Below are 15,490 nucleotides of genomic sequence, written 5' to 3' on the forward strand. Positions count from 1 at the left end.
CGTCCAGCCACTTCGCGAGAACGCGGTCGGATGCGGCATGCCGCGGGCGATGGCTGCATCGGCGTAGCGGTGCAGGGGCCTGGCGCTACCTGATTTCGGCGATGCGGGCCGCCCCGCTGGCGCGTAACGTCCCGGCATTCCGCTTGGGGGGATCAACCTTTGGAACCTCTCGGCGTCGGTCACGAGCGAGGGATCTCCATGTCGAAACCATCTGCCCGGGCGCTGTGCCCACTTGCGCTTGCCATCGTCCTGTCGGTGGGCAGCATGATCACGCCGGTGGTCGCCGGCACCACCTGCGACTTGCTCGATGCCTCCGGTACCCCGGCGGGCGACGGAGGCGCCGACGCGGGCGACGATACTGACCAGGCGAACGCATTGGCCTGCGGCCCGGGTGCGGTCGCGACCGGAGCGGGGTCCGCGGCGCTGGGCGACGCCAGCCGGGCGTCGGGCGCGCGTAGCGTGGCGGTGGGCAGTGATTCGGTGGCCGGTGCCGACGACACGGTCTCGCTGGGTCACGGCGCACGTGACCTCGACGCGCTGGGCGACCCGTTCGGGAGCGATCTCGATCGCCGTCCGACCCACCTGGCCGACGGCGTCGACGCCACCGATGCGGTCAACCTGCGCCAGCTCAACGCGGCGATGGCCGCAAGCGGATCGCCCTACTTCGCCATCGGCGCGGCCGCCAGCGACATCGGCACCGCCGACGCGCAAGCCCCTCGCCTGGGATCGATCGCGATCGGCAGTAACGCCATGGCCAATACCAGCGGGAACAACTACGGCATCGCCATCGGCGCGGCCAGCCAGGCCCAGGGCTACAGCTCGATTGCCATCGGGCCGGTGGCGACCACGACGTCTTCCGCGTTCGGATCGGTGGCCATTGGCCTGTATGCCGTGGCTGGGGAGAGTGGGGTCGTGTCCTTCGGGCACGCGGCCGGCGATTCGGTCTTTCTGCCCGGGAGTGGCACCACCATCACGTTCGACACCGAGCAGACGCGCCGGCTCCTCCACGTGGCGGCTGCCGAAGGCGATACCGACGCGGTCAACCTGTCGCAGCTGCATCCGCTGGCCGCGGCGCTGGGCGGCGGCGCGAGCTACGCGAGTGGCATTCTCACACCGCCATCCTACGCCATCCAGGGGGCCCGCTACTCCAACGTCGGTGACGCCTTGGCCGCCGTGGACACCCGCCTTGGCCAGCTGCAGGCGAGTATTGACGACATCGCGACCGCCCCCGGTCCGCAGGGGCCCGAAGGACCGGCAGGACCGGCAGGACCAGCAGGACCGGCAGGACCCGCCGGCCCGGGCAGCGAGCTCGCGGTCGAATACGACGGCAGCGACGCCGGATCGATCACCTTGGAGGGCGTCGGAGGCACGGTGATCTCCAATGTCGCAGACGGCACCGCGGCACGCGATGCCGTGAACAAGGGACAGATGGATGCCGCCGATGCCGGAGTGCTGGCCTCCGCGGGCAACTATACGAACGCGCGGGAAGCCGCGATACGCGACGACATGGCCGCCGGCGATGCGGCCACGTTGCAGGTGGCGCAGACCTATGCCCGGTCGGCGGCCGACGGTGCGCTGCAAGCGGCCAATACCTATACCGACAGCCAGATGGCCGTGCTCAATGATCGTTTCGAAGCGCTGTCCAGCGACGTGGATGCGCGCTTGCGCGGCCAGGACCGCCGCCTGGACCGGATAGGCGCGATGGGGGGCGCGATGGCGGCAGCCGCGCTGAATACCGCTGGACTGTCGGGCCGCAATCGCATCGGTGTCGGCGTGGGCTCGCAGGGCGGCGAGAGTGCGTTCGCCATGGGCTACCAGCGCGTGTTCGGTGAGCGTGTGAGCCTCTCGCTTTCGGCCGGCTTTTCCGGCGACGAAAGCAATGTGTCAGCGGGTGCCGGCTTCAGCTGGTAGTGCACGCGATCGGTCCGGCTGATTGAGCGCCGCGGCGTCAGTACAGGTCGATCGGGTCGACGTCGAGCGACCAGCGCACCTTGCGCGCCTCCGGCGCGGCGTGGATGGCGGGCAATGCGCCATCGAGCACGGCATGCAGGTCGCGGCGGCTGGCGGCCGACAGCAGCAATTGCACGCGCTGGTAACCGGCCCGTCGCGGCATGGGGGCGGGGATCGGCCCCTGGACTTCGAACGGCGCATCGCGCGCCGTCGGCATGCACGCCTCGAACGCGGAACGCGCCATGCGCAGGAAGGCTTCGGCGACCTCGACCTGGCGCGCCTCCGCGCGCAGCATCGCCATGTGCGAGAAGGGGGGGAACGCGGCCGCTTCGCGCTGCGGCAACTCCGCATCGGCGAAGGCGGCATAGCCGCCGCCCAGCAGGGTTTCCAGCAGGGGATGGCCGGGGTGGTGGGTCTGTAGCAGCACTTCGCCGGGCCGCTCGGCGCGCCCGGCGCGGCCGGCGACCTGGATCAGCAACTGCGCGAGCTTCTCCGGCGCACGGAAATCGGCACTGAACAAGCCCTCGTCGATGCCGACCACGGCGACCAGGGTCAGCCCGGCGATGTCGTGGCCCTTGGCCAGCATCTGCGTGCCGACCAGGATGCCGGGCGCATCGCCGAACTCGGCCAGCAGGCGTTCCATGGCATCGCGGCGCTGGGTGCTGCCGCGGTCGATGCGCAGTACCGGGGTATCGGGGAAGCGCGCCTTGAGTGCGTCCTCGATGCGCTCGGTGCCGGCCCCCTGCGGTTGCAACGCCAGTCCGCCACAGTCCGGGCAGGCGTCGGGCACGCGCTGGCGCGCGCCGCAGTGGTGGCACTGCAGGCGCCGGCCGCCGCCGTGCACGGTCATCGGCGTGCCATGCAAGGGCGTGCTGCAGCGCGGGCACTGCGCGCTCCAGCCGCAGTCGTGGCACAACAGCACCGGGGCATAGCCGCGCCGGTTCTTGAACACCAGCACCTGGCCGCCGGCCTCGAGCGCCTGGTCGATGGCGGCCAGCATTTCCGGCGACAGGCCGGCCTCGAGCGGGCGCTTGCGCACGTCGACGACCCGCACCCGCGGTGGGCGGGCGTTGCCGGCGCGCTCGCGCAGGCGCAGGTGCGCATAGCGGTCGGCGCGCGCGTTGCGCAGGGATTCCAGCGAGGGCGTGGCACTGCCGAGCACGACCGGCACGTCCAGCGCCTTGCCGCGTACCAGGGCGAAGTCGCGGGCGTGGTAGCGGATGCCGTCGAGCTGCTTGAAGCTGCCGTCGTGCTCCTCGTCGACGACGATCAGGCCGGCATCCGGCAGGGGCAGGAAGATCGCCGAGCGCGTGCCGACCACCACGCGGGCTTCGCCGCGCGCCGCCGCCGCCCAGACCCGCGCCCGCTCGCCGTCGGCGAGGCCGGAATGCAGCGCATGCACCGATACGCCCAGGCGGCTGCGGAAGCGCGCCAGGGTCTGCGGGGTGAGGCCGATCTCGGGGACCAGGACCAGCGCCTGCCGGCCGCGCGCCAGGCAGTCGGCGATCGCATGCAGGTAGACCTCGGTCTTGCCGCTGCCGGTTACCCCGTCCAGCAGGAAGGGGTGGAAGCGGCCGGCGCTCGCGAGGATCGCGTCCACCGCGGCCTGTTGCCCGTCATTGAGCACGGGCCCCGGCGTGGGCTCGGGGACGCGCAAGGACGGGGCGATCGCCACGCGCTCGGCGTACCCGCGCTGGGCCAGGCTGCGCGCGGCGGCGCGCCAGCCGTCGAGGTGGCCCGGTGCGCCGGCATCCTCCAGTCGGTCTTCGCCGACGCCGATGCCCGGATCCGGCGCGTCCAGGAGGCGGGCGGCCAGTCGCGCCGGCTTGCCCTGGCGCAGGCCGGGCAGGGCGGTGGCCCCGGCCTCGGTCAACCGCCAGGCCCAGGTGCGGGTGTCGGGCAGTGTTTCGCCGTGCCGCAACGGGCCGGGTAGCGCGGTGGCGAGGACTTCGCCCAGCGGCGCATGGGTGTAGCGGGCCAGCCAGCGCAGGGAGGCGAGCAGCTCGTCGCGAAACAAGGGGGCGTCGTCGATTCGTGCCAGCACCCGCTTGGGCTCGGCGACCGCGGCCTCCAGCGGCCCGGTCGCCACGACCACCCCGACCTTCTCGCCCGAACGCCCGAACGGGACCAGCACCCGGCAGCCCACCGGGTCGCCCGGGACCGCCCCGTCGGCGGGCGGCAGGTAGTCGAACAGGCGGGGCAGGGGGACCGGCAGGGCGACCCGCCAGGCCAGGGCGTCCGGTCCGGGGGGCGCGTCGGCGCGGGCGTCGGCAGGGGGCTGGGGCATCGCGGCAGTCTAGGGGAAGTGCCGCACGCGCGGTTTCGTTTCAGTTGCGGGTCATTGTTGCCTGTCATGTGATGAAAATCACGCAAGTCACCGGATGCAAAGAAGAAATTTCCTTATCCACATCGACTGTGGATAACTCTGTGCATGTCATGTCGGCAGAGGGGCGTAACCCCGGCGCAATAAGCCTTCACGCCAGCTTGGCGAAAAAATAGCCACCGCGTGAATAAGTATTTGAATCAATAACTTACCCGTGAAACATCGGTGACATGAGGCGGGGTTGCGATGGCGGGCACCGGCGGGTGACGGTTTTCTTACTGCTGTGCACAACCGATTTCGGGCCAGAACCTCCGTCACACTTGGCGGAGCACGGAATGCGCGCTTGTCAAGCCTGAATCGGTGGCGCCGCTCCGACGCCAACGCAGTCACGGAACCGCGCCGTCGGCGGATTTTTTCGAGGGCGCGGCGGACGGTTCCCGGCGGGGCGTGGCTATCATGCGCAGATGCCCGCGTGCCCGCCATGACCGACGCTTCCGAGTCGCCCCCTTCGGCCGCCCTGGCCGCGTTCATGCGCGGGGTGGAGCGGCGTGCCGCGGTACTGGCCGAACTGCAGGCGGGCGACGCCGCCGCCGGCGATGCGGCGGTCGAAGCCGCACTGTATGCCTTCCGCGCCGAAGCCGACCGGCGGCCCATGAGCCAGTGGCCCCTGTGCTTCTGGTCCGGCCTGCTGGCCGATCCGGCACTGCAAAGGCGCGTGGCGGTGGCGATCCCGCTCGCGGCCAGCGACCGCCTGGCGGAACTGGGCAACGGGCCCCGCGCGGCGGTCCTGTTGCGCCTCGCCGCCGGACTGACCGAAGACGAGGCATCGCAGGTGCTCGGCGTCACCATCGCCGGCTACCGCCTGGCCCTGGCCCGCGCCGTGGCCGAGGATGGCACCGGGGTCGGCCAGCAGGAGGCCTGGCAGCGCCTGCGCGACGAAGTGCAGATGCGCATCCGCCTGTTGCCCCCGCCGCGGATGTCGCACCTGGCGCGCGTACGCGAATCGGCCCTGCACGGCGAGCGCCCCGCGGGGACGCCCGCGGCTCCCCAGGCCGCGTCCGGCGCCGCTGGAGGCCCATTGCGCGCCCGGCGGGGCGCGGAGCCCTCGCGGCCCCACGTCGGTCTCAGGCGGCTGCTGTGGGCCCTGCTGGTCCTGTGCATCCTGGCCTTCGGCGCGACGTTCTGGTGGCCGTTCCCGGGTTTCGACCCCCTGGGCCTGTCGAAGGGCTCCTGGGCGCGTTCGGCGCCCGGCATCGGCGAGGTCCGGGTCGAGCCGCTCGGGGCGCCCGAAGCGGCCGCCTCGAACTACGACGCGGCGACGGCGCTGCTGCTGCATCCGGATTTCGACCTGCTCGCCGATCCCCAGGGCGCGGAAGTGGCGACCGGCATGGACTTCTACAGTTGGCTGGTCGCCGACGGCGCGGACGCGCCCGACGCGATGTTGCCTCCGCTCGAGTCCGGGTCAGGGTCCGGGGCGGACGACCCGCCGGCCGACACCCCGCCAGGCCCGATCGACGATACGGTGCACGACGATGCGACGCTGTAGCCCATCCAGCGCCCGCCGTGGCGTCCTGACCGTCGCCGGGCTTGGGCTCCTGCTCGCGAGCGCGGCGGTCGCGGCGGCGTTGCCGGCGCCCCCGGTCGCGCAGGTCGCGGGTGCCGGGGCGGCCTTGCCCGAAGGCGTGGACACCCTGCTGGAGACGCTGCCGCCGGCACAACGGGCCGTCCTGCGGCAGCGGGTTGAGCGCTGGCAGTCCTGGACGCCCGAGGCGCGTGCGGCCTTCGCCGAGCGCGCCGCGAGCTGGGACGCCCTGCCCCCGCTCGAGCGCGGCCGTCGGCGCGAGGCCTGGCAGGCCTGGCGCGCCCTGCCGCCGATGCAGCGCGAGCAGGTGGGCGGCATGTCGCGCGAATTCGCGGCCCGGCCGGTCGACGAGCGCGAGGCCCTGCGCGCGCGCTTCCAGGCCCTGGACACGAGCGTGCAACGGGGCTGGCTGCTCGGCCCGGTGCTGGGGGCGGACTACTGGCGCCTGCACGGCCTGTTGGCGCAGGTCCCCGGCGACCAGCGCGCGCCGTTGCTCGAGGTCCTGGCGGCGATGACCGCCGCCCAGCGCGCGCAGTTGTACGTGCTGGTCCAGCGCACCCCGCCGCAGGACCGCGACGCGCTGCGACGCGAACTGGTGGCCACGCCCGCCGGACGGCGCCAGCAGTGGCTGTGGGAGCAGCTCGACCGCTGAGGCCGCGCTCGCCTCAGCGGCCGCAATCCTCCTTCGCCAGATGTACCAGCACGCGGCGACGAGCCGCGTAGCGGCCGCCGAAGCGCGTCTCGCCCTCTTCGCGCATGCGTGGCGCATGGTCGGCCAGGTAGCTCTGGAACGCCGCCGCGTCGCGCATGCGGTACTGCACGCACAACGCCACGCGGCCCGGCTCGCTGGCCGGGTCGATGACCTCGTAGAGGTCGGCGTCGATGAAGCCCGGCAGCTGGCAGACATCCTCGACGTGCGCGTCCAGCCACGCCCGGTAGTCCTCGATGATCGCCGCGTCGACGTCCAGGTTGACTTCGTAGACCACGTTGCCGTTCATACCGTCTTCGCCATGGTTGCCAGGAACATGAAGGTCGCCGTCAGCGTCAGCATCCAGAAGTAGATCGAGCCGATCACCAGGTACTTGAGCAGCGTCATCGGCCAGCCCTGGCCGTAGACGCGCTTCTGCATCAGCAGCAGGTAGACCGGCATCCACAGCAGGATCAGGACCCAGGCGATCCCGGTGAGCGTGGACAGCCACGGCAGCGAGGTCGCGACGGCGTCGCCCAGGCCGATCAGCAGGAACATCACCGTCAGGCTGACCAGCAGGAAGCAATGGCTGTAGAGCGCGATCGCCAGGTGCTCCAGGTAAAGGCGGCGCTTGAACAGGTAGGCGACCTTCAGCAGCAGCGCGAACAGCGGTACCAGCACGAACAGCGCGGACGGCACCGAGCCCAGGAACGCCTGCAGGTACAGGTCGGGGCGTCCTTCGAGGCGCTCGAAGTTCGCGACCATGTGCGCGAACTTGCGGTTCAGCCAGGCATTGGCCGGCGCCGGCAGGCTCTTGATGTTCACCGTGTTCTCGTCGACCTTCCAGGCTTCGGAGTCGGCGGCGAACAGCGGGCCATCGAACTCGCCGTCTTCGCCCGCATCGGCGTCTTCCGTCGCGCCGGCATCGGCGGTCGCCGTGGCGGCTGCAGCGTCCGCCGGGGTCGCCGGATCGGCGGCAGGCGTCGTCGCGGCTTCCGCCCCATTCGGCGCGCCTGCCTCCGCGGGCGGCGCGTCGCCGGCCGCGCCCGCCTTTGCCCGCGCGCGACGTTCCGCGCGCTGCAACTGCCCGATGCGATTGGCCGCCTCGCCGCGGATGCGGGTCTCGGCGGTGATGAGCACGACGTCCACCCCGGGCAATGCGGCGCCGTCGGCAGCCGCCTCTTCGCGCGCCTTGCGGATTTCCGCGAGCATCTCGTCGCGGCGCTTTTCCACCGCCTCCACGGTGTCCAGCTTCGCCAGCGCCACCGACTCCTTGCCGGCGTCGACGACCACCGGCTCGTCCTCGATGTGGATCATGATCCGGCCGATGAAGAAGGTCAGCACGCTGAGGATCACGAACATCCGCAGCGGCGGTATGTAGCGCGCGCGATGGCCGGCCAGGTACTCGAGCGCGGCGCGCCCGGGCACCATCAGGTCGCGCAGGGTGCGGAACACGCGGCCGTCGAGGTGCCAGAAGGACTCGAACACTTCCTCGATGGCATGGCCGACGTGGCGTACCGGGCTGTGCGTGGACTGTCCGCAGTCATGGCAGTAGTGCCCGTGCAGGACGGCGTCGCAGTTCTCGCAGTGGCCGTGCGGGGAGGTCTCGGGCGCCTCGGTAGCGGGGCTGGCCACGGGAATGTCGGTCATGTCGGTCGGGAAGCGTCAACGCGCGTGTTCAGGAAGCTGCCGCTAAGATAACGGGCTGCCGTGACCCGGCGCCAGCGCGCGACACCTGATCGCTGCCGGCCGAAGTCGCCCGACGGTGTCCTGCATGTCTTCCCCGGTCTCTCCGCGCCCGCGCTTCCGCCGCGAAGTGCGCGCCTCCGCCATTCTCGCCGCGCCGCTGGTGCTCGGCCATCTCGCCACCGGCCTGATCGGCTTCGTCGACAGCGTCATCGCGGGCCACCACGGCACCGACACCCTGGCCTCCGTCTCGGTGGGCACCGCCCTGTTCTGGCTGCCGGTCATGATCCCGATGGGCACCCTGATGGCCCTGCCGGCGGCGGTCTCGCAACTCGATGGCCGCGGTCGCCGAGAGGACATCGGCGCCCTGTTCCGGCAGGCCTTGTGGTTGTCGGCCGGGCTGGGCCTGCTGCTGTTCGCCTTCATGAGCCTGGCCACTCTTGCGCTCGGCCCGATGGGCATCGCACCGGAGATCCGGCCCGGCGCCCAGGCCTTCCTGGATGGGATCCGGTGGGGCGTGCCGGCACTGACGATGTACCTGTGCATGCGCTACCTGTGCGATGGCCTGCACTGGACGCTGCCGACCATGCTGTTCGGTTTCGGCGGCCTGCTGCTGCTGGTACCCATGGGCTACGCCTTCACCTATGGCGCGTTCGGCCTGCCCGAACTGGGCGCCGGCGGCCTGGGCCTGGCGTCGGCGACGATGATGTGGGCGCAGGCAATCGGCTTCGCCGTATACCTGCGCCGTTCGCCGCGTTTCGCCGGCCTGCGCCTGTTCGAGCGCTTCGACCGGCCGCATTGGCCCGCCATCCGTGGCCTGCTCGCGACCGGGCTGCCGATCGGCGTGACCGTGGCGATGGAGGGCGGACTGTTCATCGCCACCGCGCTGCTGATCGGGCGCCTGGGCGAACTGCCGGCGGCCGCGCACCAGATCGCGATCAATGTCGCCGCGCTGTGCTTCATGATCCCCATGGGCCTGGCCGAGGCCACCACCGTCCGTGTCGGGCATGCGCTCGGCCGCGGCGATGCCTACGGCGTGCGGCGCGCCGCCTTCGCCGGCTACGCGATCATGCTGGGCACCCAGTTGCTCTCGGCCGTCGTGCTGCTGGCCGGGCACGACGTGGTGGTCGGCTTCTACACCGCCGATGCCGCGGTGGCCTCGCTGGCGGCCAGCCTGTTGCTGTACGCCGCGGCGTTCCAGTTCCCCGATGGCATCCAGGTGCTCTCGGCGGGGGCGCTGCGCGGCCTGAAGGACACGCGCGTGCCGATGATCCTCGCCGCCATCGCGTACTGGGGCATCGGCATGCCCCTGGGCGCGGGACTGGGGCTGGGCCTGGGCTGGGGCCCGAAGGGCATGTGGATCGGCCTGATCGGGGGGCTGTCGGTGGCCTCGGTGCTGCTGGCGGTGCGCTTCATGCGCGCCAGCCAACCGCATCGCCTGCTGCCGCATGCCGCCTGAAGGCGCGCCCGGCCGCCCGTCCGGGTGACGTTCGGCGGATGCCGTCGACCGTGGCCTCGGGTAGTCTGGGTGCCTGACTCAGACACCGTGATGCCATGAATTCCACCGTCCAACGCAATCCCGTCGCCCGCATCCTCGTGGGCCTCTGGGACGCCATGAACTTCACCCGTCGGTTGATCTTCAACCTCCTGTTCTTCGGCCTCCTGCTGATCCTCCTGGTGGCCCTGGGCAGCGGCGAGCGGGCGGTGCCGCTGCTCGAGCGCAGCACGCTGGTGATCGCGCCCGAGGGCAACCTGGTCGAGCAGTTCAGCTCCGACCCGGTCACGCGCGCCATCGGCAAGTCGATGGGCCAGCACGGGGGTGAAGTGCAGTTGCGCGACCTGCTGCGCGCGCTGGATGCGGCGGCCGACGACGCGCACATCGAGCGCGTCGTGCTGCGGCTGGACGGGCTGCAGGGGGGTGGCATGGCCTCGCGCCGCGAACTCGCCCGCGCCGTCGCCCGGCTGCGCGAGAGCGGCAAGCCGGTGCTGGCCTTCAGCGAATCCATGGGCCAGGGCCAGTACCAGGTCGCGGCGGAAGCCAATGCCCTCTACCTCGATCCGATGGGCGGCATGATGCTCGAGGGCCTGGGCCGCTACCGCACCTATTACCGCGAGCTGCTGCAGGACAAGCTTGGCGTCGACGTGCACCTGTTCAAGGTCGGCGAGTACAAGTCCGCCGCCGAGCCCTACGTGCTGGACGCGGCCTCGCCGGAAGCGAAGGAGGCCGACCTGTTCTGGATGAACGACCTCTGGCAGCGTTACCTGGCCGACGTCGCCAAGGCACGCAAGCTCGATGCCGCGCAGCTGGCAGGCACGGTCGAGCAGATGGACGTGGGCATCCAGGCCGCGGACGGCGACCTTGCCCGCTACGCGCTGGAGCAGAAGCTGGTCGACGGCCTCAAGACCCGCGAGCAGTTCGACGACATGCTGCTCGAGGATGGCGTTGCCGACGAGGATGCCGACGGCGGCTTCCGCCAGATCGACCTGGACACCTACGTGGCCCACCTCGACAAGGCCGCGCTGAAGGCCGTCGACCCGCGCCCGCAGGTGGCGGTGGTGGTCGCCGAGGGGGAGATCAGCGGCGGCGAGCAGCCGCCGGGCACCGTCGGCGGTGCGTCGACCTCGGCCCTGCTGCGCGAGGCCCGCGACGACGAAAAGGTCAAGGCCGTGGTGCTGCGCGTCGACTCGCCCGGTGGCGAGGTGTTCGCCTCCGAGCAGATCCGCCGCGAGGTCGTCGCGCTGAAGGAAGCCGGCAAGCCGGTCGTGGTCTCGATGGGCGACCTGGCGGCGTCGGGCGGCTACTGGATCTCGATGAACGCCGATCGCATCTACGCCGACCCCTCCACGATCACCGGTTCGATCGGCATCTTCGGCCTCATCCCGACCGTGCCCCGCGCCCTGGAGAAGATCGGCGTGCACAGCGATGGCGTCGGCACGACGCGTTTCGCGGGGGCCTTCGACATCACCCGCGAACTGGCGCCGGAAGTCGGCCAGGTCATCCAGTCGGTCATCGAGAAGGGCTATCGCGACTTCACCGGGCGCGTCGCCGCCGCCCGCGGCAAGTCCGTCGACCAGGTCGACCAGGTCGCGCGCGGCCGTGTCTGGAGCGGCGCGCAGGCCCGCGAACGCGGCCTGGTGGACGACTTCGGTGGCCTGGACACCGCCATCGCCGACGTCGCCAAGCGCGCCGAACTGGGCGAAGAGGGCGACTACGCCGTGCGCTATGTCGAAAAGCAGGCCACGCCGTTCGAGCGCTTCTTCACCGGCCTGGCCGAGGGTCGCGCCGGCAGCGCCCTGCTGCGCCACAGTGGCCTGGGCGAGCACATGCTGGCGCGCGCCTTCCCGCAGATCGACCAGGACCTGCGCTTCATCGAGGCCTCGGCCCGACCGACCGCGGGCGTGCCGGTGAAATCCCTGGCGTACTGCTTCTGCAAGCTCTGATCCAACGCTCGCAAGCGAGCGCAGGTTGAAAGACGCCCCGGCCATGCCGGGGCGTTCTTCTTTTGCGTGGCATCACCACTGCGCAGATGGGGGCTGACGCTGTCCGGGTCGGCGCCGTGCCGATCGCGCGCCCGGCGCGTTCCCACCCAGGCCATCAGGCGCTGGATCCCAGCGTACGCTGGGATCCAGCTTTCGTCCTGGCCCTGACCCGGGCCTTCGCTCTCGAGCGTGCATGCGTCCAGGCGCGCGATAACGGGTATCGCTGCGCTCGACCCACCTACGGCTCGCGGCGGCGGGCTTCTGGTGCTTTCAAGCGCGTTCCCCTGGCGGGGTCGTGGCTGGCGCGCGCGCGTCGCCAGCCGAGCCTCAGCCGCCCGCGGCCTCGATCGCGTCGTCCTGGGCCTGGGCGGCATCCTGGACGGCTTGTCCGGCGGCCTTGGCCTCGTCGATCGGCGCCTGGATCGCATCGCGCATCCCGGTCGCGTCGCTGGCGGGGGTGGCCTGCGGCTCCGGCGGCTGTTCCTTGTCGGGCGCTTCGGGCTTGCTGCAGGCGCCCAGCGAGAGGGCGGCCAGCATTGCGGTGGCGAGGGTCATCCGGTGCAGACGGGACATGGGCGTCTCCTGGCGGTCGGGTCGCGACGATCAGGCGCTATGCTACGACGACACGCACGCCCTTGAAGGCGCGCTGCGAGGAGGAGCAGGCATGGACCCCAACCGTTGGCGACTGGACGGACAACTGGCGCTGGTGACCGGCGGCAGCGCCGGGATCGGACAGGCCATCGCCCGCGAGCTGCTGGGCTTCGGCGCCGACGTCCTGCTGGCCGCGCGCGACGCCGATGCCCTGGATGCGGTGCGCGATGAACTGCGCGAGGAATTCCCCGAAAGCGACATCGAGTGGTTCGCCGCCGACGTCGCCGACGACGAACAGCGCCGCGAGCTGCTGGACTGGGTGGAAGACTTCGGCGAAGGCCTGCACGTCCTGGTCAACAACGCCGGGGGCAACCTGAGCAAGCCCGCGACCGAGTACGCCGACGACGAGTGGCGCGCGATCTTCGAGGTCAACACCTTCGCCGCCTTCGAGCTCTCGCGTTACCTGCATCCGCTGCTCACCCGGCACGCGGCCTCGAGCATCGTCAACGTCGGCAGCGTGTCGGGCAGCACCGCGGTGCGCACCGGCGTGCCCTACGGCATGAGCAAGGCGGCGATGCACCAGATGACCCGCAACCTGGCGGTGGAATGGGCCGAGGACGGTGTGCGGGTCAACGCCGTCGCGCCGTGGTACATCCGCACGCGGCGCACGTCCGGCAAGCTGGCCGATCCCGACTATCTCGACGAGGTCCTGCTGCGCACGCCGCTCGGTCGCGTCGGCGAGCCCGAGGAAGTCGCCGCCGCCGTGGCATTCCTCTGCCTGCCGGCCGCGGCCTACATCACCGGCGAGTGCATTGCCGTGGACGGGGGCTTCCTGCGCTACGGGTTCTGATCCGGGGCGGCCACGGTCGCGGCCGCTTGCCCGCCCAGTTCCTCGTCCAGCAGGGCCGCCATCGGCGCGAGGCCGCGCGACGGGGCTTCGATTTCCGGACTGATCCGGGCGACCAGGTGGTAGCGACCGTCGAGGTAGGCCTCCACCAGTACCTGGCTGCCATCCTTGACCCGCGGCGCGGTTGTTTCCGGTTCGATGGACGGCATCGACCAGAAGCCCGTGTCCGCCAGCAGCCGCACCATGTCGGACCTCGCCTCGACTGGCAATCCGGCCTGCCTGACCAGCACCACCTCGCGTGCGTTGCCGGTGCCGGGCTGGCGCACCGCGTGGCGGCGCAGGCCGTTCGCGTCCACGAAGGCGTAGCGCACGCTGCTGGCGCCTTCGAACGCCGGCATGCGCAGCATGCGCAGCTGGAAACCGGCGTCTGGCCCGCGCGGCAAGGGGGGTTCGCCCAGCGCTTCCAGCTGCTTTCCGTAACGCTCGGCGAGCCCGTGCGGCAGGCTGTCGGCAGGAAAGTACGGTACGGACGGCACATGCCGTAGACGGGCCAGGACGACCAGGACGACGACCAGCACGCCGACGAGCAGCAGCGCCACGAGGTTGAACAGCGTATTGCGGATGGGGCGACCGGCGGCGTCGGGCGCCGTCGGGCCCGCAGGTGTCCAGCGCGCCTGCGCCGGTCGGCGGGAACGCTCGTCCGCCGTCATCGGCAACGGCTCGCGCGGATCAGGCCCTCGATGCGCCCGACCTCCGCGCGCGTGGCCGCGGGATCGTCGCTGCGGGCGAACACCAGCTTGGCCTGCTCATCGCGCAGCCGGTGCAGCCAGGCATCGCACAGGCCGTCATCGGGCACGGCGCTGCAGCTGTCGTCACGCATCTCGCAGGCACTGCCCGCGCCGATGCCGGGATTGCCGCCGATGCCGACCGTCTGCAAGGGCGCGCAGCGCGGTGGCGGTTCCGCGAGGTCGCCGAAATAGCGGTCGTTGTCCCAGGTGCGACAGTCGTACAGCGGCGGCAAGGGCGTGGCTTCATCGCCATCCGCCTCGTGCGCGTCCGCGTCCGCGTCTGGTGCGCGTTCGGCGAGCGGCGTGCCCGAGTCGAGCAACTGGAAGTCGGAGATGCTCTCGCCGCCCACGCCGATACCGTCCGAGCGGGTTTCCAGGGGGATCGCGCGCACGATCGGTTGGCCCGGCGTTGGCATCGCGGCCGGGTCGGGCGCGGGCGCCTCCTTCGGCGCGAGCACCGCGGACGGGGCCGGCGGCGCTGCGGCGGGTTCCGGCGCGATCTGCCACTCGGGTTCGGGCAGCGTCGAGGCCGGGCGCGGCGCCACCGGCGGCGCGCTGGGCAGGTCGTTGACCACCTGCTTGCGTTCGTCGGTGCCGGCCGGGCAGGGCGCGCTCTGGATGGTCAGGTTGCCCCCGGCATCGGTGCACCGGTACAGCGTGGTCTGGGCCTGCGTGGGCCCGGTGGCGAACATGGCGACGCCGACCGCGCTGGCAAGGCCGGCCAGGATCAGCGGGCGCGTCGCGCGCTGGAACAGGCTGTGGCGTGCGCCGCCCGGCGCGTCGAGGCTGGGGCAACGGGGCATCAGGGATTCCGGCAGTCGTTGGCGAGGCGTGCGTCGATGCCACGCTGCTCTTCGTCGATGGCGTGGCGCTCGCTTTGCAGCGCGCTGTTGTAACGGCGATCCAGCGCATAGCGGCGATCACGCAGGCGATCGCAGACCTCGCGCTGGGGCAGGGCATTGCAGGTGTCGCGTATCCAGGTACCCGCCGGATAGCCGACCGTCGCCAGCGGTGGGCTGCCGCCGTGCCGGTAGCCGCCGCCGACGTCGATGCGGCCCCTCACGTTGCCACCGCCGATGTCCACGCGCCCCCGGTAGCCGCCACCGTGCACGGGTCCCGTCGCGACGGGGTAGCCGAGCGTCCACAACGGCACCCAGCGCGGATTGCCTTCCGGCGTATCGCTCGTGTAGGTCTCGCCATCGGGCGTGGTGCATTCGTACATCGGGCGGGGGGCTTGCAGATAGACGACCTGCGGCGCGGCCGGGGCGGGCACCGCTGCCGGTGTCGCGGGCGCCGGTGCCGGGGCCGCCGCGGGCGGCGGATCCACCGGCCGGCGCATGGTCTGGACCTGTTCGCGCTCGCCGGGCTTGCATGGGGTGTCGCGCAGGCTCAGGCGGCCCTGGCCATCCGTGCAGCGGTAGATGGTGACCGTCTCGGCCACGCCGTTCCCGCATGCGAGCGCGCCGGCCAGGCACAGGGCCGGGAGCACGCGGGGCGCGGGGCGGGCGGCGGTAAGCGTCGTGCGCATGCCGCCATCTTGCGCCCTGCGGCCGCG

13 protein-coding genes are annotated in these 15,490 nt (G+C 71.6%); 6 read left to right on the top strand and 7 right to left on the bottom strand.

Annotation, left to right across the window (positions count from 1 at the left end; all coding sequences use genetic code 11):
- The first annotated feature begins 198 nt into the window (after positions 1-198).
- Complete coding sequence (locus H4F98_RS12070; protein WP_182688013.1) at positions 199-1,911, top strand: YadA-like family protein; 1,713 nt, start codon at positions 199-201, stop codon at positions 1,909-1,911.
- 37 nt (positions 1,912-1,948) lie between these two features.
- Here H4F98_RS12070 and H4F98_RS12075 read toward each other — a convergent pair whose 3' ends face one another.
- Positions 1,949-4,237 carry a primosomal protein N' gene (locus H4F98_RS12075; protein WP_182688015.1) on the bottom strand — a complete coding sequence of 763 codons (2,289 nt, stop codon included), beginning with the start codon at positions 4,235-4,237 and terminating at the stop codon, positions 1,949-1,951.
- 517 nt (positions 4,238-4,754) lie between these two features.
- Between H4F98_RS12075 and H4F98_RS12080 the strand changes: the two genes are divergently transcribed.
- Positions 4,755-5,819, top strand: coding sequence for a hypothetical protein (locus H4F98_RS12080; protein ID WP_182688017.1), 1,065 nt, complete (start codon positions 4,755-4,757; stop codon positions 5,817-5,819).
- Positions 5,806-6,507, top strand: a complete 702-nt coding sequence (locus H4F98_RS12085) for a DUF3106 domain-containing protein (RefSeq protein WP_182688019.1) — start codon at positions 5,806-5,808, stop codon at positions 6,505-6,507. Before H4F98_RS12080 ends, H4F98_RS12085 begins: the two co-directional genes overlap by 14 nt.
- Positions 6,508-6,520: 13 nt before the next feature.
- Here the strand turns inward: H4F98_RS12085 and H4F98_RS12090 are convergent, their stop codons facing one another.
- A complete protein-coding gene (locus H4F98_RS12090; RefSeq protein WP_182688022.1) occupies positions 6,521-6,853 on the bottom strand; it encodes a DUF4286 family protein in 333 nt (110 codons plus the stop codon).
- Positions 6,850-8,193: a DUF3667 domain-containing protein gene (locus H4F98_RS12095; protein ID WP_182688024.1), complete on the bottom strand. Its 1,344-nt coding sequence runs from the start codon at positions 8,191-8,193 to the stop codon at positions 6,850-6,852. Before H4F98_RS12095 ends, H4F98_RS12090 begins: the two co-directional genes overlap by 4 nt.
- Before the next feature lie 124 nt (positions 8,194-8,317).
- On the opposite strand from H4F98_RS12095, the gene H4F98_RS12100 reads away from it, so the two are divergent.
- Entirely contained in the window at positions 8,318-9,688 is a 1,371-nt protein-coding gene (locus tag H4F98_RS12100; RefSeq protein WP_182688026.1) for an MATE family efflux transporter, read from the top strand.
- A gap of 95 nt (positions 9,689-9,783) precedes the next feature.
- Complete coding sequence (sppA, locus tag H4F98_RS12105; RefSeq protein ID WP_182688028.1) at positions 9,784-11,670, top strand: signal peptide peptidase SppA; 1,887 nt, start codon at positions 9,784-9,786, stop codon at positions 11,668-11,670.
- 366 nt (positions 11,671-12,036) lie between these two features.
- Here sppA and H4F98_RS12110 read toward each other — a convergent pair whose 3' ends face one another.
- Positions 12,037-12,282, bottom strand: coding sequence for a hypothetical protein (locus H4F98_RS12110; protein ID WP_246373143.1), 246 nt, complete (start codon positions 12,280-12,282; stop codon positions 12,037-12,039).
- Positions 12,283-12,373: 91 nt separating this feature from the next.
- On the opposite strand from H4F98_RS12110, the gene H4F98_RS12115 reads away from it, so the two are divergent.
- Positions 12,374-13,150, top strand: coding sequence for an SDR family oxidoreductase (locus H4F98_RS12115; protein ID WP_182688029.1), 777 nt, complete (start codon positions 12,374-12,376; stop codon positions 13,148-13,150).
- Here the strand turns inward: H4F98_RS12115 and H4F98_RS12120 are convergent.
- Genes H4F98_RS12120 through H4F98_RS12130 form a run of 3 tightly spaced genes read right to left on the bottom strand, consistent with a single transcriptional unit; the run spans position 13,138 to position 15,463 of the window.
- Positions 13,138-13,857 carry a hypothetical protein gene (locus H4F98_RS12120; protein WP_182688030.1) on the bottom strand — a complete coding sequence of 240 codons (720 nt, stop codon included), beginning with the start codon at positions 13,855-13,857 and terminating at the stop codon, positions 13,138-13,140. The two genes, H4F98_RS12115 and H4F98_RS12120, sit on opposite strands and share 13 nt — an antisense overlap.
- The gene (locus H4F98_RS12125) at positions 13,854-14,738 is read right to left on the bottom strand and encodes a DUF4124 domain-containing protein (RefSeq protein WP_182688031.1); all 885 of its coding nucleotides are present in this window, start codon (positions 14,736-14,738) and stop codon (positions 13,854-13,856) included. The genes H4F98_RS12120 and H4F98_RS12125 overlap by 4 nt, the downstream gene beginning before the upstream one ends.
- Entirely contained in the window at positions 14,738-15,463 is a 726-nt protein-coding gene (locus tag H4F98_RS12130; protein WP_246373145.1) for a DUF4124 domain-containing protein, read from the bottom strand. The genes H4F98_RS12125 and H4F98_RS12130 overlap by 1 nt, the downstream gene beginning before the upstream one ends.
- Positions 15,464-15,490: the final 27 nt, after the last annotated feature.

The organism is Marilutibacter spongiae (assembly GCF_014145325.1).
Classification (GTDB): Bacteria; Pseudomonadota; Gammaproteobacteria; order Xanthomonadales; family Xanthomonadaceae; genus Marilutibacter; species Marilutibacter spongiae.